We start from the raw sequence: 21,606 nt of genomic DNA, 5'->3' as shown, positions 1-21,606 counted from the left end.
CACAAACCTGCCCCGTCGGTCGTTCGGTCGGCCAGGTCCAGCTTACCCAGTGCGGGGCCGCGGCTCAGCGCTGAGCCCGTCGTGCGGGCCCGGGGCAGGTGCGGGCAGAGCGCCGAAGACGAGCCGGACCATCGAGCGGGCGAGGCTCTCCGGATCGCCGTGCGCGCTTTCCGGCAGGGCGCCGCTCAGCCACAGAGCGGAGAAGCCGTGCACCAGCGACCAGGCGGCGATCGTGGTGATCCGGTCCTGCTCCGGGCTGGGCGACAACCGGCCGGAGCTGGTGATGAGCACGTCGGCGGCGCGTTCGTGCGCGGACTGGATGCTGGGATCGCCCGCGCGGTACAGCTCGGGCCGGAACATCACCTCGAAGTAGGGCCGGTGGTCGATGGCGAAGCGGACGTAGGCCACGCCGATCTCCCACACCTGTCCTGAGGCTCGCTCCAGGGTGTCGGCGAACATCGCGAAACCCTCGGCGGCCACGGCTGTCAGCAGGCCCTGCTTGTCGCCGAAGTGGTGGGCCGGGGCGGCGTGCGAGACGCCCGCGCGGCGGGCGAGCTCGCGCAGGCTCCAGCCGGTGGCGCCGAACTCGCTGATGGCCTCAAGGGCGGCGTCGAGGATGGCCCGCCGCAGATTCCCGTGGTGGTAGGTCGGCTGGTTGATCTGCCTCGCCTCCGCGTTCCGGTGCTTGTCGTGTGGCGGCCTCACTCTATCTTGACATTGACAAGACGGCGAATACCCTCCAATCTTGCCGATGACAAGATTGGAGGACGGGATGGTTCCGTTCATCGCCCTCATCGGCGGCTTCGCCGTTCTGCGACTCATCGGCCTGGCCGGCATCGACACCCTGGACGCGTGGCAACCCGCGCTGCGCGGCGCTCTCGCCCTGATGTTCGTCTTCACCGGCGTACCGCATTTCCTGCCCTCATGGCGCCGTGACTTCGTCGCGATGATCCCGCCGGCGTTCCCGCGACCGGCCCTGCTGGTCACCCTCACCGGCGTCCTCGAACTGGCGGGCGCCGCCGGACTGCTGGTCCCTCCGGTGGCGCCGTACGCCGCGATCGGACTGGCGCTGCTCATGATCGCCATGTTCCCGGCCAACGTCTCGGGAGCCCGCCGCGGCCTCACCCTGGCCGGAAAGCCGGTGACCCCGCTGCCCGCCCGGACGGCTCTGCAAGTGCTCTTCGTCGCCGCCGCCATCGCGGCAGCCGCCTGAACCGGCATCGCCACCTGTACCACCCCCGACGGCTTCTACGTCAGCTCCGAAGACGCCTGCGGTGTGCCGCTCGCCTTCGCACAGAACTGACGCTCATGCCCGCCGCGTGCGCGGCGCGGACCTGCTGCCGTCCGCGCCGCCGCGCCTCGTGCGGGCTAGGCGGGGTCCCCTTCGAAGCCGAGGTACGGCACCAGTCCCGGGAAGTCCCTGGTGGCCGTGCCGAAGTCCTGGAAGATCGTCCACTGGGTCTTGCCGGAGAAGATCCCGTCCGTCGTGACGGTGCCGGTGTGCGAGCCCATCGCCCGCACCATGCTGGAGTCGCCGGTCAGCTCGAAGACCGGCGCGCCGCTGTCACCGCCCGTCGTGCTGCCGTTCGGCCGCTTGGCGGAGATCATGTCGTCGTAGCACTCGCTGTTCCCGTAGACGTCGATGCCGCAGATGTCGGTGTACTTGCCGTCCACCACGTGCCCGCACGTCGCGCCGCTGGTCGCGCCGGAGACGCACAACGACTGCCCCTTGTGGGTCCAGCCCCATCCGGCCACCGGCTTGACGAAGTCGTTCACCCCTGGCTTGCCGTCCCAGATCCAGCCGGTGGCGTTGGTCACCGAGACGACGCCGGTCACCCTGATGAGGAGCAGGTCGTGTCCCACGTGCTCGGCCTCGGCGGTGCCGATGGTCTGGCCCGCGCCGTCGGAGAACGTGTCGCCGGGCGCCCCGCAGTGGCCGGCGGTCAGCAGGTAGCGGACGAGGTTGATGTGCACGGCGAAGGCCCCGGTGCAGTGGTAGCCGAGGCTGCCGTTCCCGCCGCAGCCGCCGCCTGCGCCGAGGCTGTTGTTGCGGATCGCCACCCCGCCGTACCACGGGGCGTCGTCGTCGCAGCGGCTGGTCGTCAGCTTCATCGGCTCCCGCGCGATCACCTCGACCGGAACGCCCACCTCCGGCAGCGTCTGCCGGGCGAGGCCGGCGTCCTGCTCCTTGACGGACGCGGTGAGCCCGCTGCCGTCGAGGGGCATCTTGACGGCGTGCACGCGGCCGCCGTGCTCGGCGCCCGAGGCGGCCCAGAGCCGGTCCGCCGCCTGCGACAGCTCGCGTTGCGAGTAAGCGGCGGCGCGCACCTCCACGGTGGCGCCCTTCCCGGCCCGGCGGATCGCCGCCTTGACCGGCCCGGGGACCTTGTCCTTCCACCAGACGACCACCCGGTCGCCGGTCAGCTCGATGCCCGCGTACCCGGCGGGCGGGTCGCCGCTCTCCACCGCCTTTCTGATCTCGTCGGCGGCCTTGACCAGGGGAACCTGCCGCTTGACGGTGGCTTGGAGCTCGGGCGTCAGGTACTCCGGCGGGCCCGGCCGGGCGGCCGGAGCCGCCTGGCCCGGCGCCGGACCCTCCGCCGCGACGGCCGGTGCGGTCACGGCGGTCACGGTCACCGCCGCCAGGATGATGCTCGCGATCTTCGACGTTAACGGCACGTTGTTCGTCCCCCTCGGATGCTGGACTTCCAACGGCCGAAGGTAACTACGTGATCTTGTGACCGGCTTGCCGTCCTCTTGGAACGCGCAGTCCGGCTGAACGGGCGGGATCTGACCCCCCTTCAACTCCATCGTCCTGAACCGTCCCTGACCGAAGGGGCCTGGTTACGCGTGGACGGTGCCGCGGGCGGAGACTCTCGGGTCGAGCAGCGGATGCACGAGGTCGACCAGCAGGTTGACGACGGCGAAGACGGCCGCCCCGAACAGCACCAGCCCCTGGACCAGCGGCAGGTCCTGGCTGGTGACCGCCTGCGCGGAGAGCCGGCCGAGCCCCTGGCGGGAGAAGACCGTCTCCACCACGACCGAGCCGGTCAGCAGGCCGCCGACGAGCAGCCCGGCCATGGCCAGCGCGGGCGGCGCGGCGTTGCGCAGGGCGTGTCCCGCCACGACCCGCAGCGCCGAGGCGCCCTTGGCCCTGGCGGTGTCGATGTAGCCCTCGCTCAGGGTCTCGCGCAGGCGCTGCCCCAGCACGTGCGCGATCACGGCCGCCGCCGGGACGGCCAGGGTGACGGCGGGCAGCACGACCCCGGCCGGCCCTTCGCCGCCCACGGCGGGAAACCACCGCCAGTGGAACGAGAACTGCTGCAACAGCAGCAGGCCGACCCAGAACGACGGCACCGCGACGCCCAGCGGCGGCAGCACGGACAGCACCCGCCACCGGCCGCGGGCCAGCCCCGTGGCCAGCGCGAGGGCCAGGCCGAGCAGCAGGCCGAGCGCCAGCCCCGCCCCCGCGATCTCGGCCGTCCTCGGCAGCGCCTGCCCGATCAGCCGGGTGACCGGCTGCCGGAACTGGATCGACTCCCCCAGGTCACCGCGCAGGACGCCGCCGAGCCTGACCGCGTACTGGGCGGCGAGCGACCGGTCCAGCCCCAGGTCGGCCCTGATCGCGGCCAGCTCGGCGGGGCTGAGCCGGGCGCCGGGCCCGATCATCACGCTCACCGGGTCGGCCGGCAGCGCGAAGAGCACGACGAAGGACACCGTGTACGCGGCCCACAACACGAAGACCGCCTGCCCGATCCGTCTCAGCAGGTAGCCGCTCACCATTCGTCCAGGGACCGGCTGGGCAGCTCCTTGCGCAGCACCGGCGCGATCTCGGTGAAGAACAACTCCAGCGTCGCCAGGTAGTCCTCGCGGGCGAGCACCTCGCCGTCCACGTGGATGTGCATGACCTCGTGGCCGAAGAGCCGGTGCTGCTCGGCGACCTTCTCGATGATCTGCTGCGGGCTGCCGACCAGCACCGAGCTGCCGGCGATCCAGTCCTCGACGGTGTCGTACCTGATGGAGCCCCGGTCGTACCTCTTGTTGACCTGCAGCCGGGCCTCGAACACCGGCCGGTACTTCTCCACGGCCGCGCGGGAGTCGCGCGCCCCGAAGTAGCCCGCGGTGCCGGCGCCCACCAGCGCCTTGGCGGGGTCGTGGCCGTAGGCGGCGAACTGCTCGCGGTAGTGGTCGATCAGCGCCGCGAACGGGCCGGGCGGCCCGGTGCCGTTGGAGGAGAACAGCGGGTCGCCGTGCTGGGCGGCGAAGTCGGCCGAGGCCAGGCTGGTGGCGCTGCCGTGCCAGACGCGCAGGTCGGTGCGCTGGGGCCGGGGCAGGGCCTCGGCCTCCTCCAGTGAGCGGCCCAGCGTGCCCTGCCAGGTCACGTTGTCGTCGTTCCACAACCGCCGGAACAGCGCGTAGTTCTCCCGCAGCAGGTCCCACTGCTTGTCGGGGGTGACGCCGAACAACTGCGAGGAGCGCGGGTAGGCGCCCTTGCCGATGATGAGCTCCAGCCGGCCGCCGGACAGGATGTCCAGCGTCGAGTAGTCCTCGAAGGCCCGCAGCGGGTCGAGGTGGCCGAGCGTGGTGACGGCGGTGAACAGCTTGATCTTTGACGTACGCGCCGCGATGTGGGACAGCAGCACCGGCGGGGAGGAGGAGACGGCCGGGCGGTCGTGCCGCTCGCCGATGGCGTAGCCGTCGAAGCCCCATTCCTCGGCCAGGACGGCGTTCTCGACGAGCTCATGGACCTGGACGGAGTCCGGTTTGCCGGCGTTCGGCAGGTGGGGCAGCAACAGGAATTTCATCGGTGTCTCCTAGGACAGCCAGGCGGACGAGAGCTGCGTGAGCTCCGAGGCCGCGCCGAGGGTGAGGCCGTGGACCGACGGGGCGGCGGCGAGCACGGTGGTCTGCTCGACGACCGGGAGGAACACGGCCTGGTCCACGAGGTGCTTCTGGATCGTGCCGAGCACGGCGTCGCGGGCCTTCCGCTCGCCGATGGCGACCTGCTGGAGCAACAACTTCTCCAGCTCGGGGTCGTTGATCCGGTAGTAGTTCGGCGGGGCGCCGGAGAAGCTGGAGCGCAGGATGTCGCCGTCGGCCTGGGTGCCGTTGGTCCAGAAGAAGTCGTACTGGGCCTTGGCCAGCCCGTCGAGCAGCTGGGCGCCGGTCTGCTCCAGCAGTTGCAGGTCGATGCCCACCTTGCCGAGCTGGGCCTTGAGCAGCTCCAGGATGCGCTGGTTGGCGCTGTAGTTGCGGAACCAGCCGACCACCAGGGACAGCCGCTTGCCGTCCTTGACGCGTACGCCGTCGGCGCCGGCCGGCCAGCCGGCCTCGTCGAGCAGCTCGGCCGCCTCCTGCGGCCGGAACGCGACCGTGGCGGAGAGGTCGGCGTAGCCGGGGGTGGAGGCCGCCAGGACGCTGGTGGCCGGCGCGAAGTCGGGGCTGAGCACGGTGTCGCGGACCTCGGTCCCGTTGACGGCCAGCGCGACCGCGCGGCGTACCCGTACGTCGTCGAGGGGCGCGCGGGCCGAGATGGGGACCAGTCCCCAGACCAGCCCCGGATTGGGGTGCGTGACGAGCTGGAAGTTCCCCCCGCGCAGCGCCTGGACGTCCGCGGGCGGCACGTCGCCGATGGCCTGCACCTGCCCCGACTCCAGGCTGCCCGAGCGGACGCCGGATTCGGGGACGGCGGTGAACACGACCTTGTCCAGGTACGCCTCCCCCTGCCGGGCGCCCTTGGCCGCCCAGGCGTAGCCGGCCCGGCGGCTCAGCGTGGCCTTGTCGCCGCTCAGCGCGTCCAGGACGAACGGCCCCGAGCCGACGATCTTGTCGAAGCGCTGCTCGAAGGGCAGGGCGAGGGTCTTCGGGGCCAGGATCGACAATGCCGGGCTGGTCGCCGCCTGCAGGAAGGGCGCGCTGGGCTTGGTGAAGGCGATGGTGACCGTGCCGGCGTCCGCCACGGTGGCGTCCTTGACGGCGGAGATCAGCGGGGTGAGCCCGGGGTTGAGCTTCGCCTTGTTGGCGAGCAGGTCGTCCACGTTGGCCTTGACGACCTCGGCGGTCAGCGGCGTGCCGTCGGAGAAGGTGACGCCGTCCCGCAGATTGAAGGTGAACCGGGTCGCGTCGGCGCTGACCTGCCATGACTCGGCCAGCCACGGGACGATCTCCCCGGTGGCCGGGTCCTGGGCCACCAGCGAGTCGGTGAGCTGGCGGGCGATGTAGACGGTCGCGGTGTCGGTGAACTGCCTGGGGTTGACGCTCTGCGGCGCCGACTGCAGCGCGAGGGTGAGCGTGCCGCCCCGCTGGGGGGAGGCGGGCGACGGCGCCCCGGTGGTGCTCGCGGGCGACGCGGTGCCGCAGGCCGCGAGGGCGGCGGTGAGGGCGACGGCGGCCGTGGCCGTCCGTGGTCTGATGCGCATGGGTGTGCTCCTGAAGGGTGTCGGTAGGCAGGTCAGGGCCGCAGGGCCGGCAGAGGCGGTGCCGCGGCCAGGAGGTCCTGGGTGTGGGGGTTCCGGGGTGAGGTGAGCACCCGCGCGGCGGGGCCCAGCTCGATCAGCCGGCCGTGCTGGACGACCGCGATGTCGTGGGCGAGCCGCCGTACGGCCGCGAAGTCGTGGGAGATGAACAGGTAGGTCAGGCCCAGGTCGTCCTGGAGCCGGGCGAGCAGGTCGAGGATGTGGTCCTGGGCCTCGGGGTCCAGCGCCGAGGTCGGCTCGTCGCAGACCAGCAGCCCCGGGCTCAGCGCCAGGGCCCTGGCGATGGCGACCCGCTGGCGCTGCCCGCCCGACAACTCGCGGGGGCGGCGGCCCAGCAGCTCGCCGGGGAGCCCGACCCGGTCCAGCAGCTCGGCCGCGCGTGCCCCGCGCTCGGCGCGGGTCCCGATCCGGTACGACACCAGCGGGTCGGCGATGAGTTGCCGGACCGTCATGCGCGGATTCAGCGAGGTGAACGGGTTCTGGTAGACGATCTGCATCTGCCGGCGCAGCGCGCGCAGCGCCTGGCCGCTCGCGCCCGTGACCTGGCGCCCGCCCAGCGTGATCCGCCCGGCGGTCGGCTCGGCGAGGCCGAGCAGGATGCGGGCCACGGTCGACTTGCCCGACCCCGACTCGCCGACCAGGGCCAGGGTCCGGCCGGCGGCGATGGTGAACGACACGTCGTCCACCGCGCGGAAGGCCGGCCGCCCCCGTTGCCGATACTCCTTGACCAGCCCGTCCACACGCACATGAGGCTCGGCGGACGCCGCTCCCCCGTCCGTGACCTGCCAGGGCGCGGGCGTCTCCGCTCTGTCCGCTCTGTCCGCGATCGGCGCGGGCGCCGTGACGGACGACTTCCGCGGGGGGACGGTCCCGTCCTCGATCACGGCGATCCGGTCGGCGCGTTCCGCCGCCGTGGCCAGGTCGTGCGTGACCATGAGCACGCTCGTGCCCGAAGCCCTGGCCAGCGATTCGATGAGGTCGAGGACCTGGCGGCGGACGATGGCGTCCAGGGCGCTGGTCGGCTCGTCGGCCACGATGAGCCGGGGCCGCGCGGCGACGGCGATGGCGATGAGGACCCGCTGCCGCAGGCCGCCGGAGAGCTCGTGCGGATACTGCCCGGCGCGCCGCGCGGGCTCGGGCACCCCCGCCTCCTCCAGCAGGCCCACGGCGGCGAGCAGGGCCGCCCGCCGGTCGGCCAGGCCGTTGACGATCAGGGTCTCGGCGACCTGGGCGCCGACGCGTTGCACGGGGTTCAGCGCCGCGCCGGGGTCCTGCGGGATCAGCGCGATCTGGCTGCCGCGCAGTGCCCGCATCCGCCGCTCCGGCAGCCCGACCAGGTCCTGTCCCGCGAACGTGATCCGGCCTGCGGTGATCTCGGCGGCCGGGGGCAGCAGCCCGAGCACGGCGTGCGCGATCGTGGACTTGCCGGACCCGGACGCCCCGGCCAAGGCCACGATCTCCCCCGGCTCGATGGCCAGGCTGAACGACCGTGTCGCGCTGACGGTCCGCCGCCCGAGCCGGTAGCCGACGGTGAGGCCGGAGATGTCGAGCAGTGGTTCGGTGGTGCTGCTCATCGTGCGACGACCGCCTCGCCGCCGAACGCGCGCGACAGGCCGCCGCAGGCGACCACCGTGGCGGCCACGGCGAGCCCGGGGAAGGTGGTCAGCCACCACGCGGTACGCAAGGCGTCGCGTCCCTCCGCGACCAGCGAACCCCATTCGGGCGTCGGCGGCCGGCTGCCGTAGCCGAGGAAGCTGAGCGCGGAGACCGCGAGGATCGCCGCCCCCAGCTCCAGCGTGGCCAGCGCCCAGACGGGGCCCATCGAGTTGGGCAGCACATGGCGGGCCAGCAGCCGGGGCCAGCGGGCTCCGCCCGAGCGGGCGGCCTCCACGTACGGGCTCTCCCGGACCTGCAGGACGTGCGCCCGGACGATCCGGGCACAGGTGGCGACGCTGCCCACGCCGACGGCGAGGGCCACGTTGCCGACCCCGGGACCGAGGGCCGCCAGCAGCACCAGGGCCAGCAGCATGCCGGGGATGGAGAGCAGGATGTCGGCGCCGCGCATGATCGCCGTGTCCGGCCACGAGCGCAGGAACCCGGCCAGCACGCCGAACAGGGTGCCGAGGACCAGCCCGACCAGGGTGGCGGTCAGCGCCGCGCCCAGTGACAGTGCGGTGCCGTGCACCAGGCGGGCGAGCAGGTCGCGGCCGAGCTGGTCGGTGCCGAGCGGGTGCAGGGCGGACGGCGCGCTCAGCCGCGCGACCGGGTCCACCGCGAGGGGGTCACGCGGGGTGAGCACGCCAGGGGCGATGGCGGCGGTGAGGATGAGCGCGAGCCAGGCCAGCGAGAGGAACGGGAGGGAGCGGATGGGCACGAGCGCCTCTAGTTTTCGATAAAACAGATAGAGAAAATAGGGAATTGGCATGAGTTGACGTGTCATCTGCGATGATGACTGCCGCGAGCTGACATGTCAACTCAAAGGGCTCGCGGATAGGATGATCACCATGTCCGACGAGATCGAGGCGCTCGACGAGCGCGACAGTCGCGTCTGGGAGGCGTTCTTCGAGATGCAGGTCCTGTTCTGGCGGCGGATGAGCCAGCAGCTACAGCAGGACACCGGCCTGTCGGAGCCCGACTTCGCGATCCTCAACGCGCTGCGCGCGGCCCCCGGCGGCCGGCTGCGCGCCTTCCAGCTGGCCGGAGTCACCGAGTTCGAGAAGAGCAGGCTGCACCATCATCTGACCCGGATGGCCGCGCGCGACCTGGTCGCCCGCGAGCAGGACCCCGGCAACGCGCGCGGCACGCTCATCACACTCACCGCGGCCGGCCGCACCGCCATCGACCAGGCGCTACCCGCACGGGCGAGGCACATCCACCGCTGGCTCATCGACCCGCTGGACCGCGACCAGCTCGACACGCTCGCCGACATCTCGGGCAGCGTGACCAGACGCCTGCGCGCCCACTGAGCCCGCGAGCCGGTCGTCGATGGTGGCCTCGGCGACCTCGGCTTCGCCGAACGCCTGCGCAGCGAACACGGCGTACCGGTCTTCGTCGGGGACGCCCTGACCACGCGGCACGTCCTCACCGGACGCGAGGGCCCGCAGCCCGCGCCCTTCACCGACGACCCGGCCGAAGCGCTCTCCTCCCTCGACCGGATCGCCGGACTGCCGGCGTCCTGGGTGCTCCCGGGCCACGGTGCCCCCTGGCGCACCTCACCCGCCTCGGTGGGAGAGGCGGTCAGGAAGGGCTGAGACAGCCCTCACGGTGTCTACCGGGTGCGCGGCACCATGACGATCACCAACTCACCGATCAGCGCCAACACCCTGAACAACTGCGTGGGCAGTGCACCCGCAGTACCCAGCTGCACCGGCTGAACTCCGTCTATACCGCGTTCACTAGCGGTGCCGTCCGAAGTTCCCCTCGACCAGCAGGCACGGTTGAGACTCGTCCCCGTAGGCCTGTCGTGTTGAGTCGGACCGGGCGCCCCGTCGTGATTGCTCACGGCGGGATTCCCCGGCCCCGCCCCACACGGCAGGCATAGACCAGCCGGACGGATGTTTTCAGGTGGCGAGCTTGGCCGCCTCCATCGCGACGGCCAAGGCCTGTTCGACCGTGGGCTCGCGGGCCTGCTGCGCCTGCGGCTTATCGGCGGGGACCCGCGGCTCCGTCGGGGCGTGTCGAGGGTGCTCGAGCGGCAGCCCGAGCCCGCAGGGGCCGCTGGTCGCCGCCGATGAGGTCGTCGAACAGGGCGTGATAGTGCGCCATGGCCTGCCGCAGTTCCTGGATCGACACCCAACTGCCTGCGGCGCGCCCGCTGATCTCGTGGGCCTGGCGGTAGTGCTCCAGGGTGCGGCTGTGTCGCAGCGACAGGTCGGAGGCCTGCTGCGCGAAGTCCTCAGTGCTATAGCCGCGCTTGGCCATGACGGCCCGCACCAGCAGATCGGCCTCGCTGACCGCGGGACTCGGCTCGTTCACGAAACGCTCCTGAACCGCGGCCCACCTGTCGGCATAGCCGCAGCGTGTGTTGGGATCGAGCGGCCGTATGTCGAGCGGCCCTGATCGCGTCCGACGGGCTCGCGTCTCACGCTCGGCCGCCCTACGGGTGACCTCTGCGGCGACCGTGCGTTCGTACTTGGGACCGAATCGCTCGCGCAGGTGAGCTCGACGCCTCCGCAGCAAGAAGAAGCCGGAGGCCGGCACCACCACCATCACCCCGACGATGACGGCCACCCACATCACGGTCTCGGTGGACATGACCGCCTCCGCCCCGCTGTCGCCGGTGCATCCCGCCCGAAGACAGGTAACCGGACACTGTCAGTCAACGCCGTCTGCCCGGGGCCGGATACGGGCGTTTCCAGCAAAGCTCATCGCGGGAGCCGATCACAGCTCACGCCCCCATCGGCGGGCTGCCCACACCCGGGCCCTGGCCGGGGCGGCTTGAGGGGCTCTGGCGGCGTCATGGCGTTGCGGGCGTCAGCGACGCCGGCGTGAGATCGATGATCAGGTCGTCGGCGGGGGGTGTGCGCCTTGCACGAGCCGGCTCCCCGTCTCGAGCGCGCCTGCGCCCGCCGACGAGCCCGTCAGTCCTTCTGCCCGGGTTCCTTCTCAGGAGGAACGGCCTGCGCCGGTGGTTCCAGGGCTGGTGGTTCCTGGGCCGGTGGTTCTGGACCCGGTCCCGCCAGGAGGGGGATCGGATCATCCTTGAAGAGCTCGGGCACGGCCCGGTAGAGGACGGCGGTGATCGGCACGGCCACAACCGCGCCCGCGATCCCGGCCAGGATGCCGCCGACGGCCAGCACGAGGATGATCGCCAGCGGGTGGAAGTGCAGTACCCGGCCGACGATCAGCGGCTGGAGCACGTGGTTCTCCAGTTGCTGCTCGACGACCAGGATGCCGATGAAGATCAGTGCGTAGACCGGACCCTTCGCGCCGAGCGTGACCAGCGTCGCGACCGCACCGGCGAAGAGAATGCCGACGATCGGGATGAAGCTGGCCAGGAAGATCAGTACAGCGAGCGCCGCCCAGAGCGGAACGCCCATGATGGCCAGCACCAGACCCATGAGCACGCCGTGCACCGCGGCCACGGCCACCGTGCCCTGCACATAGTGGGACAGCGTGGTCCAGGCGGTCCGCCCGGCCCGGTCGACCCGCGGCGCCATCCGGCCGAACCCCTTGAGGAACCAGGACCAGATCCGGTCACCGTCCTTGAGCAGGAAGAACGTCACGAACAGCAGGAGCACGATCGAGGCCAGCACCTCAACCACCACCACGGTGCCCGCGAGAACCGTCGAGGTGATCTGCTGCTGCCGCTCGGTGATCATCTTGGCGATATCGTCCACCCAGCCGCTGAGCTGGATCGGCTCCAGGCCCAGGGGGCCGGTGTAGAGCCAGCTCTCCACCGTCTTGGCCGTCTGCCTGACCTGTGTCACCAGGCCGGGGAACTCCTCGTTGGCCCGCACGCCGATGATCCAGCCCGTCCCGCCCAGCACGGCGAGGGCGACGAGCATGGTGACCCAGGTGGCGTAGATCGCCCGCAGTCCCGAGGCGCGCAGTTGCCGGGTGAGCGGGAACAGCAGCGCGGTCAGCAGCAGGGCGACCGCCAGCGGCAGGGCGACGATGCGCATCGTCGCCACGAAGCCGAACACATAGTTGGCCACGATGCCGATAACGATCAGACACGCGCACCACGCGGCCATCCTCGCCAAGGTTGGAGGCACCAGCCGAAACAGGCGCTCCTGAGGTGAATCCATGTACGGCAACCTTCCCCACCGGTCGGGAATAGGCACGATTTGAGACTTCGACCCAAGGAACGTGAAAAGAGGTAAAAGACTTGCTTCATAGGAAGGGGTGTCCTCCCCTACCCGACTTCTTCACGTCGGCGCGGTGAGTCATCTTCTATGACACGATCACGGCCGCCTTCCGCCGACGTGCCGACCCGGCCAGGAGCCTGTCCGGCAAGGCCGAAGCCCGGATGAGCGGAGGACCGACCTGCACCGTCGTCCGGGAGGTCGCTCCCGGACCACAACGCATCGAGCCTTGACACGGTACGCCGAAGACGTGCGAGCCGCCGCACACATCCGTCTCGGCGACCTTGCGCCGCATCGCCTCCCCCGGCACGGGATGGATCGCCGGTGACGCGGCCGCCTCGGCGTCATGCCCGTTTGCGCAGCAGTTCCACGCTTGCGAAGCCGGGATGTTCGCCGATGGTCTCCGACAGCAGCTTGCGGAAGGCATGGGCGGCCGAGACCAGGGTCACGTGGTGATGCCAGCCCCGATAGGACCGGCCCTCGAAATCGCGGAGCCCGGCTTTGTTGGAGACGCCCAGCCGTTGCTCCCTGACACCGTCGAGCGTCCGGGTGAGCCGGAAGAGCGTGGCCGGCGTCACGTGGGTGCTGCTGGTCAGCCAGTATTCAGGGGCCTGATCGCCGCCGCTGGTGACGCCCAGGAGCAGCAGGTCGGGCTCGCCCGCCGGTCGCCGGCCGGCCGGGGAGGGCAGCTTCACCCGCGTGCTCACCGCGAGTGTGGGGCGGTGGCCGGGCGAGCCGCCGCTCACCGGCTGGCTCAGCTCCCGCAGCGCGTGGATGAGCCGGGCGGCCTGCACGCGACGGCCCGTCAGGAAGGGGACTCGGGAGTCCGCCGGGCTGAGCGGGATCGATCCGTCGACCCGGATGGCGAACGGAATGCCATGACGGGAGAACTCCGACATGATGCCGCCGAGGTCGAGCGATCTGGCGTCCATCACCACCGGCCGCGCCCGGAGCCCCCACCCCCGCAGGACGCCGATGGCGGCCTGAACGCTGAGCTCGCCCGTGGTCGCGACGGTGGCGTCCTCGGGAACCCCCGTGCGCCGGCGGCGCTCGTCGTCGGCCAGCCAGTTGCCGGACAACACCATCTGCCACTCGATCGGGTACGCGTCATGCTCGGTCGCCAGCCAGACGCCGAGCACCTCCTGGGAGGAGATCATCCGTCCCATCTTCTGATGGAATCGCCGCTCCACGCCGACCGAATGCTCACCGGCCTTCGAAATGAGCACCTGTTCGACGACCAGGGCGGCGAACCTGGTGTGCTGCTCCAAATACGCGGCAAGCGAACGTCGTACCGGCGTCCAGTCCCATGGGGAGTGGCTGATGAACTGCTGAAGGCTCTGTTCCACGGCCGGTCCTGATCCGGCGGCTATTCTTCTTATGGTCTTGCGGCCCTCCGTGGCGAGCAGTCCCCGGAGATATCGTTGCGCGTGCTGCCGCTGATCGCGCCGCTTCAGCGAGGCGAAGAGCGCGTCGCAGAACTCCGTGAACATCTCTGATGACAGTCGTCGTTGAATGATCGATTCGTCGATTTTTCGCACCGTTACCCCCGTAACCCCATGCAGAAATCCCCGTATGCCCCGAATAATCCCGATCTGGACGGTCGCTGCGCTCTCCCGGCGTCTCCTCCGTGATCGCGACAGCGAGGTCGCCGTGCCGACGTGGCTGGTGATCGGGCCGGCCCCCGTACGACCGCCGATTCGCCACGCCGATGGGGCGGATTCTGCTGTTGACCGAAAAGGAATGCCCTCCTCGTCCCCCGGGCGCCGTCGTCGAACGACTGACGCCTCCACCCAGGGGCGTTCCAACGCGTTCCACGGCGAAGCGACGTGTGCTCGTTCACACCGCGCGCATCGCCTCTCCTCTCTGCCATCGACCCGCGAATCGCGCGCTGCGCCGAAGCCGGTTAAGTCAGGTCAGGACCCAGTTCGCGGAATTAAGTCAACTCCCCCGGGCGGCTCCGCACTCCCTGCTTAAGCTCTGTGCCAGGAATGGGGGTTCAGTATGAATTGCACGCATACCGACCAGATCAAGGATGTGGCCGCGGCCTCGGAAGGTTGCGAGGAATGTTTGGCGATCGGTAGTAGATGGGTGCACCTGCGTCAATGCCTGAGTTGTGGCCACGTCGGATGCTGCGACAGCTCGCGCAACAGACACGCCACCAAGCACTACAAGGCGACAGGCCACCCGATCGCCGCCTCCGCCGAACCGGGTGAGGCTTGGGCGTGGTGTTACGTCGACGAGGTGGTCCTGGAAACGGCGTGAGCGTGACGCCGGTGGCCACCAGTCCGAAGGTTGCCCGACGATCTGGGCAGCTCCGTCAACTGTCATGAGGAATGCAGAATGAGCGAGCCCATGGGCTCCGGCGCTCCGCGCGCAGGAGTGAGCACGCACCCGGCCCGCGACGAAGCACCCAAGCCGGTGATCCTCGCGGTCGACGACGACCCTCAGGTGCTCCGCGCCGTCCGGCGCGATCTGCGCCACACCTACGCGGACCGGTTCCGGGTGCTGGGCGCGTCATCGGCGCGGGAGGCGCTGGAGGTGCTGGAGTCCATCGAGACGCGCGGACTCGACGCCGCCCTGCTCCTGGTCGACCAGCGTATGCCCGGCATGACCGGGGTGGAGTTCCTGCTCGACGCGGTGAGCCGGTTCCCCGACGCCAAGCGCGTGCTGCTGACGGCCTACGCCGACACCGACGCGGCGATCACCGCCATCAACCGGGTCCGGCTCGACCACTACCTCATGAAGCCGTGGGATCCCCCCGAAGAGCGGCTCTTCCCGATCCTTGACGATCTCCTGGGCGACTGGCAGGCCGCCCACCGGCAGAGCTACCAAGGCATCAAGATCATCGGTAACCCCGTCTCCCCGGCCACCCACGCGGTCCGCGACTTCCTGACGCGCAACGAGCAGCCCTTCCAGTTCCTGGACGTCAACCTCGGCCCCGAGGCGCAGAAGCTGGCGGGAGACGGGGCGTTCCCCCTGCCCGTGGTGGTCTTTCCCAACGGAGACCGCCTGGCCGCTCCGGCCAACACCGAGCTCGCCGACCGGCTCGGCCTGTCGACCACGGCCTCCCGGCCCCACTACGAGATCGTCATCATCGGCGCCGGGCCCGCCGGTCTGGCCGCGGGCGTCTACGCCGCCTCCGAGGGTTTGTCGTCCCTGCTGCTCGACGCCAACGTCCCGGGCGGACAGGCCGGCACCTCGAGCCTGATCGAGAACTACCTCGGCTTCCCGTCGGGCCTGTCCGGTGGAGACCTCGCCAGAAGAGCGGTGTCCCAGGTCCGCCGATTCGGGGCGGAGCTGCTGTATCCGGTCGAGGCCGTCGGGTTGCGCCGGGCCGACCCGGCCAAGATCGTCACCCTCGCCGACGGCTCCGAGATCAGCGCCGAGATCGTGCTCCTGGCGATGGGTGTCGCGTACAACAGGATGGACGTCGAGGGGGCCGATCGTTTCGCCGGCGCCGGGCTCTACTACGGCGCGGCCACCACCGAGAGCCAGTCCTGCGTCTCCCAGCATGTCTTCATCATCGGTGGCGCCAACTCGGCAGGCCAGGCCGCCATGCATTTCTCCAAGTACGCCACGCGGGTCACCATGCTGGTCCGCTCGGCGTCCCTGGAGGGCGGGATGTCGCAGTATCTCGTCGACGAGATCGGCCGGACCCCCAACATCGAGGTACGCCTGCGGACCAGAGTCCTGGCGTTCCTCGGCGACGAACGCCTGGAACGCATCCGGATCGCGGACGACGCCACCCAGACCGAGACCGAGGAGCCGGCCGGCTTCGTGTTCACCTTCATCGGCGCCCGCCCGCGTACCCAGTGGCTGGACGGGGCGGTCGAGCGCGACGAGCACGGCTTCATTCGCACCGGCCCCGATCTGACCCGAGGCGGGACCCTGCCGGAATCCTGGACGCCGGACCGTGAGCCGTTCTACCTGGAGACCAGCGTGCCAGGGGTCTTCGCCGCCGGCGACGTGCGGGCTCGCTCCATCAAGCGGGTCGCCTCCGGCGTCGGCGAGGGCGCCATGGCCGTCGCTCTCGTACACCTCTACCGCTCCACGAGCTGACCTGGCTTGAGGGCGCCGTCCGGCGAATCTCCCCCATCCGCCTCATTTCGCTGCGGCACGAACAGCATTAGCGTGTGAGCAGCGACAGGCGGCATGACGATCCTCGCGAACGGGTCCGGGAAACGCGGCGGGCGACAGGCCGCCGCCGGATGCCGAAGATCCCTCACGGTACGGACGGAGCGCTGGCGGCATGAGAATCGGCACGAGTGATCTGGATGTGTCCCCGCTCTGCCTGGGTGGCAATCCCTTCGGGTGGACCGCGGACGAGGAGACGTCGTTCGCCGTGCTGGACGCCTACGCCGAGGCCGGGGGCGACTTCATCGACACGGCGGACATGTACGGGAGCCCCGGTGGCCGCGGCGGCGAGTCGGAGATCATCATCGGCCGCTGGCTGAAGGCCCGGGGCAATCGGGACCGGATGGTGATCGCGACCAAGGTGGGTGCGCTGGCCGGCCTGGACAATCTGGCGCCGGACACGATCCGGCGTGGGTCGGAGGACTCGCTGCGGCGGCTCGGGGTCGACCACATCGACCTCTACTACGCGCACGTCGACGACCACGGCACCCCGCTCGCCGAGACCCTCGCCGCGTTCGACGCGCTGGTGCGGGCCGGCAAGGTGCGGCACATCGCGGCGTCCAACTTCACCGCGGACCGGCTCTCGGCGTCACTGGAGACCTCGGCGCGGGAAGGGCTCACGGCGTACGTCGCGCTGCAGACGGAATACAACCTGGTCGCGCGTGCGCACTACGAAAGGGACCTCGCCCCCGCCGTGGCCGCCGCCGGAGTGTCCTGCCTGCCGTTCGTCGCCCTGGCCCGTGGCTTCCTCACCGGGAAATACCGTCAAGGCGGCCCCGACGTCGACAGCCCCCGCGCCGGCCGGGCCCGCGCCCACCTGGGCGGCAACGGCCCCGCCGTGCTGGCGGCCCTGGACGAGATCGCCGCGGCACACCGCACCACGCCGGCCGCGGTCGCCCTGGCCTGGCTCGCCGCCCAGCCCACCGTCGCGACCCCGCTCGCCGGGGCGCGCACGCCCGCCCAGCTCGCCGACCTGCTCCCCTTCCTGACGTTGTCGCTCACCGCCGACGAGCTCGCCCTCCTGGACAAGGCGAGCGCCTAGGAGAGCGAGCGACTGCTCAGGCGAGCGCTTGGGAGGGCGAGCGACTGCTCAGGCGAGGCTTGGGAGGGCGAGCGACTGGCCAGGCCGAGGGACCGGTCAGGCCGAGGGACCGGTCAGGCTGAGGGGCTGGTCAGGCTGAGCGGGGTGACCATCTGACGATGTCCCGGGGTCCGATCAAGCAGGTGCCGGGTGGAATGCGTGCGTCGCCCCAGACGTCCAGCCGGGGAAAGATGTGCACGCCGCGCAGATGCGCCCCCGCGTGCACCCGGACCTCATCCCCGAGCGCGCAGTACCGTTCGAGCACGACCGGCCGGTCCCGCTCGGACCTGATCTCGGCCATCGGGCCGACGACGGCGTCCGAGAGCCGGGCGCCCGGCCCGATGATGCTGTGGTCGCCGCAGGCGACCCGGTACAGCTTCGCGTCCGGCCCGACGTCCACGCCGTCGCCGATGTCGGAGTCGATGAGCACCGCCCCCGGGCCGATCTCCACGTCCCGGCCGATCCGCACGTTGGCGCCCAGCCGGACGGACCCGTCGCGGATCTTCTCGGCGAGCGTCCGGCCGGACGTGGAGTCCTTGAGATAGAGGCTGCTCTCGTGCACGCGCGATCCCATGAGGAGACTGAGCTGGGGATACCTGTCCTGCAGCACGTCGCGCATGGTGTCCAGATAGTCGGGCGGGCTGCCCAGGTCGCCGAACCTGTCGATCACGTGCGAGGCCACGCGATGCCCGCGCGACACCAGATGGGGCAGCAGGTCGCCGCCCCAGTCGAGCCGCGCGCGAGCCAGCGCGGCCAGCTCCGGATCGCGCGCCGCCAGCCGGAGCCGCGCGCCGTCGATCAGGTACATCCCGGCGTTCGTCCGCACCTGCCCGCTACGATCCGCCAGGCCGGCGGCGACGCGGGCGTCCGGCTTCTCCACGAAGCGCGACACGACCCCGTCCTGGTCGCAGTCGAGCACGCCGTACTTGCCTGCCGCCTGCGCCGCCGGACGGTGCACCGCGGCCACCGTGACCGTGGCCCCGCTCGCGCGATGCGCCGCCACCATCGCCGGCAGATCGAACTCGAAGATCGAGTCGGTGGGGAAGACCAGGCCGGTCCCGTCGAGGTCCCAATGTTCCAGACACCGCAGCGTCGCCTCCCCCGACCCGGTGTTGTGCTGGTCGAAGCGCATCCGCGAATAGCGCACCGACACTCCCATGCGGTCGCCGTGGTCGAGGATGGACTTGATCTGGCCGCGGTTCTCACTGCCGCTCGCCGCGATGTAGAAGTCCCGCACCCCCTGCGCCGACAGCAGATCCACCGACCACTCGATGAGGCTGCGTCCTGCCAGCCGCATCGCCGCCTTGCTGCGCAGATAGTCGGGCGTCGTCAGCGTCAGGGGCCGCGCGCGGATTCCCCTTCCACCGGCCAGAGCGATCGCGAACACCGTTCCCCCTTCTTCGGTCACTGCGGATTCGGTCACTGCTTAATCGGTCACTGCTTCAATCGATCACTGCGGAAATGATCCGGCGGTAGCCGGAGACCAGCGGATGGTCGGGATGGGCGCTCACGAACAGCCCCTCGCCGTCGTGTGCGGCCATCTGCGGCTCGTACGGAAGGACGACCTCGACCGCACAGCCGTGCAGCTCCTCCAGGCGGCGCCGGAACGCGTCGCCGACCTGACCGTCCGGCGCCATGTTCACCACGAGGGCGCGCTCGGAGCAGCCGAGCCGTTTGGCCAGGGCCGCGGTCTCCGAGGCCCCCGACAGAGCCACCCGGTCCGCCCTGGACAACACGATCAGCCGGTCGGAGCTCGCCATGGCCGTGACGGTCTCGGGACAGAGCCCGGTATGGGTGTCCAGGATCAGCAGGTCGAGAGCGAACGCGCCGATCAGCCGCCGATAGCCCTCGCTCAGCAGTCCGACGTCGTAGCCCGACGTCGTGAGCGCGTTGATCGACGCCAAGGTGGTCCTGGCCACGACGACGAACAGCCCAGGCGGTTCGAGCGGGTACACCGCGTCCTCGATCTCGCACGTGCCGATCAGATAGTCGACGAGCGAGCAGGCCCCCCGGCCCGGCTCGATGCCGAAGATCAGGTCGATCGAGGGCGCGTGGATGTCGGCGTCGAGCACCGCCACCCGGCATCCGTCCCTGGCCAGCAACATCGACAGGTTGGCCGCCACGGTGGATTTCCCGGTACCGCCGCGGTAAGAGTGCACCGTCAGGACCTGTGGCATCAGGGCGCCCGGTAGATGGCCATCATCGTGATGTCGTCCGACTGCTCGGCCTCGCCCACGAAGGCGCCGAGCTCCTCGTCCATCTTGCGCAGGATCTCGACCTCCCCCGACGCGAGGACGTCGAACATGCGCTCCTCCCCGAAGAACTCCCCCGACTCGGCCCTGGCCTCCGTCACGCCGTCGGTGTAGATGAAGAGCTGATCGCCGGGATCGAGCTGCGCGTAACCGAGCGCGAACGGCGAGTCCCGCACTACGCCCACCGCCGGTCCCGTGGGGTCGAGCACCACCGGATCACCGCCGTCGGCGCGCAACAACACCGGCGGGTTGTGCCCGCCGTTGACGTAGACGACGCTGCCGGTCGCCGGGTCCAGCACGCTGAAGAAGAGCGTCGCGAAGTAGCCCTGGCGCAGGTGGTTGCGGGTGAGGTAGTCGTTCGTCCCCAGCACCGCGTTGAGCAGCGGCGTCTCGCCGATCATCGGGGCGCCGCGCAGGTCGTCGGTGAGCCGGTCGATGGCCACCATGCCCTGCTTTCCGCTCTGCTCGGCCGAATGCCGGAGCAGGCTGCGGATCAGCGCCATGAACAGCGCCGCGCCGACGCCCTTGTCGCACACGTCGGCCACGATCAACGCCAGCCGCCGGCTGTTGACCAGCTCGAAGGCGTCGTAGAAGTCCCCCGCCACCGTGCGCGCCGGACGGTAGCGCACCGACAGGTGCCAGCCGTCCGGCCCCGGCAGCGACTCGGGCAGGAACCCGAGCTGGATCTCCCTGCCGATCTCCAGCTCCCGCTCGTAGCGCAGCAGGTCGGCCTGCTCGGCGCTCTCCCGGATGGTCTTGTTGACCTCCGCCCGCTCGGCGCAGCTGCGCATCCGCGCCTGCACCAGGGCCGGCAGGAAGGGTGGCACGAGGTAGTCGAACCCGGCTCGGATGTGGCGTTCCAGCGCCCCGAAGTCGTCCTCGGTATAGGCCAGGACGACGGGCTCGTGTCCGTGTTCGGCCAGCCGGCGGCTGACCGCGCGGACGATGTTGGGCGGCACCTCGCCGGCGGTCAGCACCACATCGGCCTCGGGCACGTCCGACGCCGCGAGGACCTCCCCGGGTGTGCGGTTCTCCACGGCCAGCTCCAGCCGCCGCAACGTGCCGGCCAGCTCCGCCGGCAGCTCGCGCCGGTCGCTGAGCGCGAGGACTCTGATCTTGTTCATGTCGTCTCATCCGGGCCGTGGCGGATCACGAGCGTGCTCGTGTTCCGCCCGGCCGCCAGCTCGTAACTGAAGTCGTCCAGGGACGACAGGGCAAGGAAGATCCCGAGGCCGCCGATGCGCCGCTCTGTCAGCGGGACACCGTGCTCGGGTGGCCGGAAGCCGGCTCTGGGGTCGAACGGGCGGCCCTCGTCCTGAATGCGCAGCCAGACCCGCTCCCGTTCCACGCCGCCGTCGAGGGTCAGCGACCCCTCCCGGTTCGCGTAGCCGTGCAGGACGATGTTGGTCACCAACTCGTCCGCCGCCAATCGCAGCCGATGAGCGTCACGGGCGGGCAGGCCGGCGCGGTCCGCGAGTGTGCGCACATAGCGGGCCACCTCGTCGAGGGACGCCAGAGACGCGGGTACGCAGCGCATGTCCCGCTCACGCGACCGTCATTTCGATGCTGCGATCCAGGCCGGCCATTCTGATGGTCCTGGCCACCGTGTCGACCGCTCCGGTGATCACGATGCTCGCGTCCTCGCCCAGCTTCTGCCGGGAGAACACCAGCACCCGCAGGCCCGCGCTGGCGATGTAGGTCAGCTCCTCCGCCCGCAGGATCAGCGTTCGCGCCGAGGCGGCGGCCGCCTCGTCCAGCTTGGCGAGCAACTGCGGCGCGGTGTGGGCGTCGAGTTCCCCGCTCAGCTTGATGGTCGCGGTATCCGCCTCGGTGGTCAGAGTCGCGGTGAAAGCCAT

The 21,606-nt window shown here is 70.7% G+C and carries 21 protein-coding genes; 6 read left to right on the top strand and 15 right to left on the bottom strand.

Going from position 1 to position 21,606, the window contains the following annotated elements; genetic code table 11:
* Positions 1-42 precede the first annotated feature (42 nt).
* Positions 43-705, bottom strand: coding sequence for a TetR/AcrR family transcriptional regulator (locus ACWD0F_RS32280; RefSeq protein ID WP_449882166.1), 663 nt, complete (start codon positions 703-705; stop codon positions 43-45).
* Positions 706-751: 46 nt separating this feature from the next.
* On the opposite strand from ACWD0F_RS32280, the gene ACWD0F_RS32275 reads away from it, so the two are divergent.
* Positions 752-1,213 carry a DoxX family protein gene (locus ACWD0F_RS32275; protein ID WP_449882163.1) on the top strand — a complete coding sequence of 154 codons (462 nt, stop codon included), beginning with the start codon at positions 752-754 and terminating at the stop codon, positions 1,211-1,213.
* A gap of 155 nt (positions 1,214-1,368) precedes the next feature.
* Here the strand turns inward: ACWD0F_RS32275 and ACWD0F_RS32270 are convergent, their stop codons facing one another.
* From ACWD0F_RS32270 to ACWD0F_RS32245, 6 genes are all read right to left on the bottom strand, one after another.
* On the bottom strand, positions 1,369-2,679 hold the full coding sequence (locus tag ACWD0F_RS32270) for a hypothetical protein (RefSeq protein ID WP_449882160.1): 1,311 nt from the start codon (positions 2,677-2,679) through the stop codon (positions 1,369-1,371).
* 165 nt (positions 2,680-2,844) lie between these two features.
* Complete coding sequence (locus ACWD0F_RS32265; RefSeq protein ID WP_449882158.1) at positions 2,845-3,783, bottom strand: ABC transporter permease; 939 nt, start codon at positions 3,781-3,783, stop codon at positions 2,845-2,847.
* The gene (locus tag ACWD0F_RS32260; protein ID WP_449882156.1) at positions 3,777-4,805 is read right to left on the bottom strand and encodes an LLM class flavin-dependent oxidoreductase; all 1,029 of its coding nucleotides are present in this window, start codon (positions 4,803-4,805) and stop codon (positions 3,777-3,779) included. The genes ACWD0F_RS32265 and ACWD0F_RS32260 overlap by 7 nt, the downstream gene beginning before the upstream one ends.
* Positions 4,806-4,814: 9 nt before the next feature.
* Positions 4,815-6,419: an ABC transporter substrate-binding protein gene (locus ACWD0F_RS32255; RefSeq protein WP_449882153.1), complete on the bottom strand. Its 1,605-nt coding sequence runs from the start codon at positions 6,417-6,419 to the stop codon at positions 4,815-4,817.
* Between the two features lie 32 nt (positions 6,420-6,451).
* Positions 6,452-8,050, bottom strand: coding sequence for an ATP-binding cassette domain-containing protein (locus ACWD0F_RS32250; protein WP_449882151.1), 1,599 nt, complete (start codon positions 8,048-8,050; stop codon positions 6,452-6,454).
* Positions 8,047-8,850 carry an ABC transporter permease gene (locus ACWD0F_RS32245; protein ID WP_449882148.1) on the bottom strand — a complete coding sequence of 268 codons (804 nt, stop codon included), beginning with the start codon at positions 8,848-8,850 and terminating at the stop codon, positions 8,047-8,049. The genes ACWD0F_RS32250 and ACWD0F_RS32245 overlap by 4 nt, the downstream gene beginning before the upstream one ends.
* Before the next feature lie 130 nt (positions 8,851-8,980).
* Here ACWD0F_RS32245 and ACWD0F_RS32240 point away from each other — a divergent pair, with 130 nt between their 5' ends.
* Both ACWD0F_RS32240 and ACWD0F_RS32235 read left to right on the top strand, forming a co-directional pair.
* Positions 8,981-9,442 (top strand): MarR family winged helix-turn-helix transcriptional regulator, encoded by a 462-nt coding sequence (locus ACWD0F_RS32240; protein WP_449882145.1) that lies wholly within the window; start codon positions 8,981-8,983, stop codon positions 9,440-9,442.
* 54 nt (positions 9,443-9,496) lie between these two features.
* Positions 9,497-9,727 carry an MBL fold metallo-hydrolase gene (locus ACWD0F_RS32235; RefSeq protein ID WP_449882367.1) on the top strand — a complete coding sequence of 77 codons (231 nt, stop codon included), beginning with the start codon at positions 9,497-9,499 and terminating at the stop codon, positions 9,725-9,727.
* Positions 9,728-10,118: 391 nt separating this feature from the next.
* On the opposite strand, the gene ACWD0F_RS32230 is transcribed toward ACWD0F_RS32235, so the two are convergent.
* From ACWD0F_RS32230 to ACWD0F_RS32220, 3 genes are all read right to left on the bottom strand, one after another.
* Complete coding sequence (locus tag ACWD0F_RS32230; protein WP_449882142.1) at positions 10,119-10,730, bottom strand: hypothetical protein; 612 nt, start codon at positions 10,728-10,730, stop codon at positions 10,119-10,121.
* Between the two features lie 326 nt (positions 10,731-11,056).
* Positions 11,057-12,133: an AI-2E family transporter gene (locus ACWD0F_RS32225; protein WP_449882139.1), complete on the bottom strand. Its 1,077-nt coding sequence runs from the start codon at positions 12,131-12,133 to the stop codon at positions 11,057-11,059.
* A 494-nt stretch (positions 12,134-12,627) separates the two neighbouring features.
* Entirely contained in the window at positions 12,628-13,773 is a 1,146-nt protein-coding gene (locus ACWD0F_RS32220) for an IS701 family transposase (protein WP_449882136.1), read from the bottom strand.
* Positions 13,774-14,284: 511 nt separating this feature from the next.
* Here ACWD0F_RS32220 and ACWD0F_RS32215 point away from each other — a divergent pair.
* The 3 genes from ACWD0F_RS32215 (at position 14,285) to ACWD0F_RS32205 (ending at position 17,459) form a co-directional block, all read left to right on the top strand.
* The gene (locus ACWD0F_RS32215) at positions 14,285-14,545 is read left to right on the top strand and encodes a UBP-type zinc finger domain-containing protein (RefSeq protein WP_449882133.1); all 261 of its coding nucleotides are present in this window, start codon (positions 14,285-14,287) and stop codon (positions 14,543-14,545) included.
* Between the two features lie 78 nt (positions 14,546-14,623).
* The gene (locus ACWD0F_RS32210; protein WP_449882130.1) at positions 14,624-16,342 is read left to right on the top strand and encodes an FAD-dependent oxidoreductase; all 1,719 of its coding nucleotides are present in this window, start codon (positions 14,624-14,626) and stop codon (positions 16,340-16,342) included.
* A 190-nt stretch (positions 16,343-16,532) separates the two neighbouring features.
* Positions 16,533-17,459, top strand: a complete 927-nt coding sequence (locus tag ACWD0F_RS32205) for an aldo/keto reductase (protein ID WP_449882128.1) — start codon at positions 16,533-16,535, stop codon at positions 17,457-17,459.
* A 130-nt stretch (positions 17,460-17,589) separates the two neighbouring features.
* Here ACWD0F_RS32205 and ACWD0F_RS32200 read toward each other — a convergent pair whose 3' ends face one another.
* The 5 genes from ACWD0F_RS32200 to ACWD0F_RS32180 are packed head-to-tail and all read right to left on the bottom strand — an operon-like array spanning position 17,590 to position 21,606.
* Positions 17,590-18,885, bottom strand: coding sequence for a sugar phosphate nucleotidyltransferase (locus tag ACWD0F_RS32200; RefSeq protein ID WP_449882125.1), 1,296 nt, complete (start codon positions 18,883-18,885; stop codon positions 17,590-17,592).
* Positions 18,886-18,940: 55 nt separating this feature from the next.
* Complete coding sequence (locus ACWD0F_RS32195; RefSeq protein ID WP_449882122.1) at positions 18,941-19,675, bottom strand: MinD/ParA family ATP-binding protein; 735 nt, start codon at positions 19,673-19,675, stop codon at positions 18,941-18,943.
* Positions 19,675-20,874 (bottom strand): PP2C family protein-serine/threonine phosphatase, encoded by a 1,200-nt coding sequence (locus tag ACWD0F_RS32190; RefSeq protein ID WP_449882119.1) that lies wholly within the window; start codon positions 20,872-20,874, stop codon positions 19,675-19,677. The genes ACWD0F_RS32195 and ACWD0F_RS32190 overlap by 1 nt, the downstream gene beginning before the upstream one ends.
* Positions 20,871-21,287: an ATP-binding protein gene (locus tag ACWD0F_RS32185; protein ID WP_449882116.1), complete on the bottom strand. Its 417-nt coding sequence runs from the start codon at positions 21,285-21,287 to the stop codon at positions 20,871-20,873. The genes ACWD0F_RS32190 and ACWD0F_RS32185 overlap by 4 nt, the downstream gene beginning before the upstream one ends.
* A 7-nt stretch (positions 21,288-21,294) precedes the next feature.
* Positions 21,295-21,606, bottom strand: coding sequence for an anti-sigma factor antagonist (locus tag ACWD0F_RS32180; protein WP_449882113.1), 312 nt, complete (start codon positions 21,604-21,606; stop codon positions 21,295-21,297).

Source organism: Nonomuraea sp. NPDC002799, from assembly GCF_053592075.1.
Note: the sequence above shows the minus strand (reverse complement) of the source record. Positions and strands in the feature narration are given on the sequence as shown.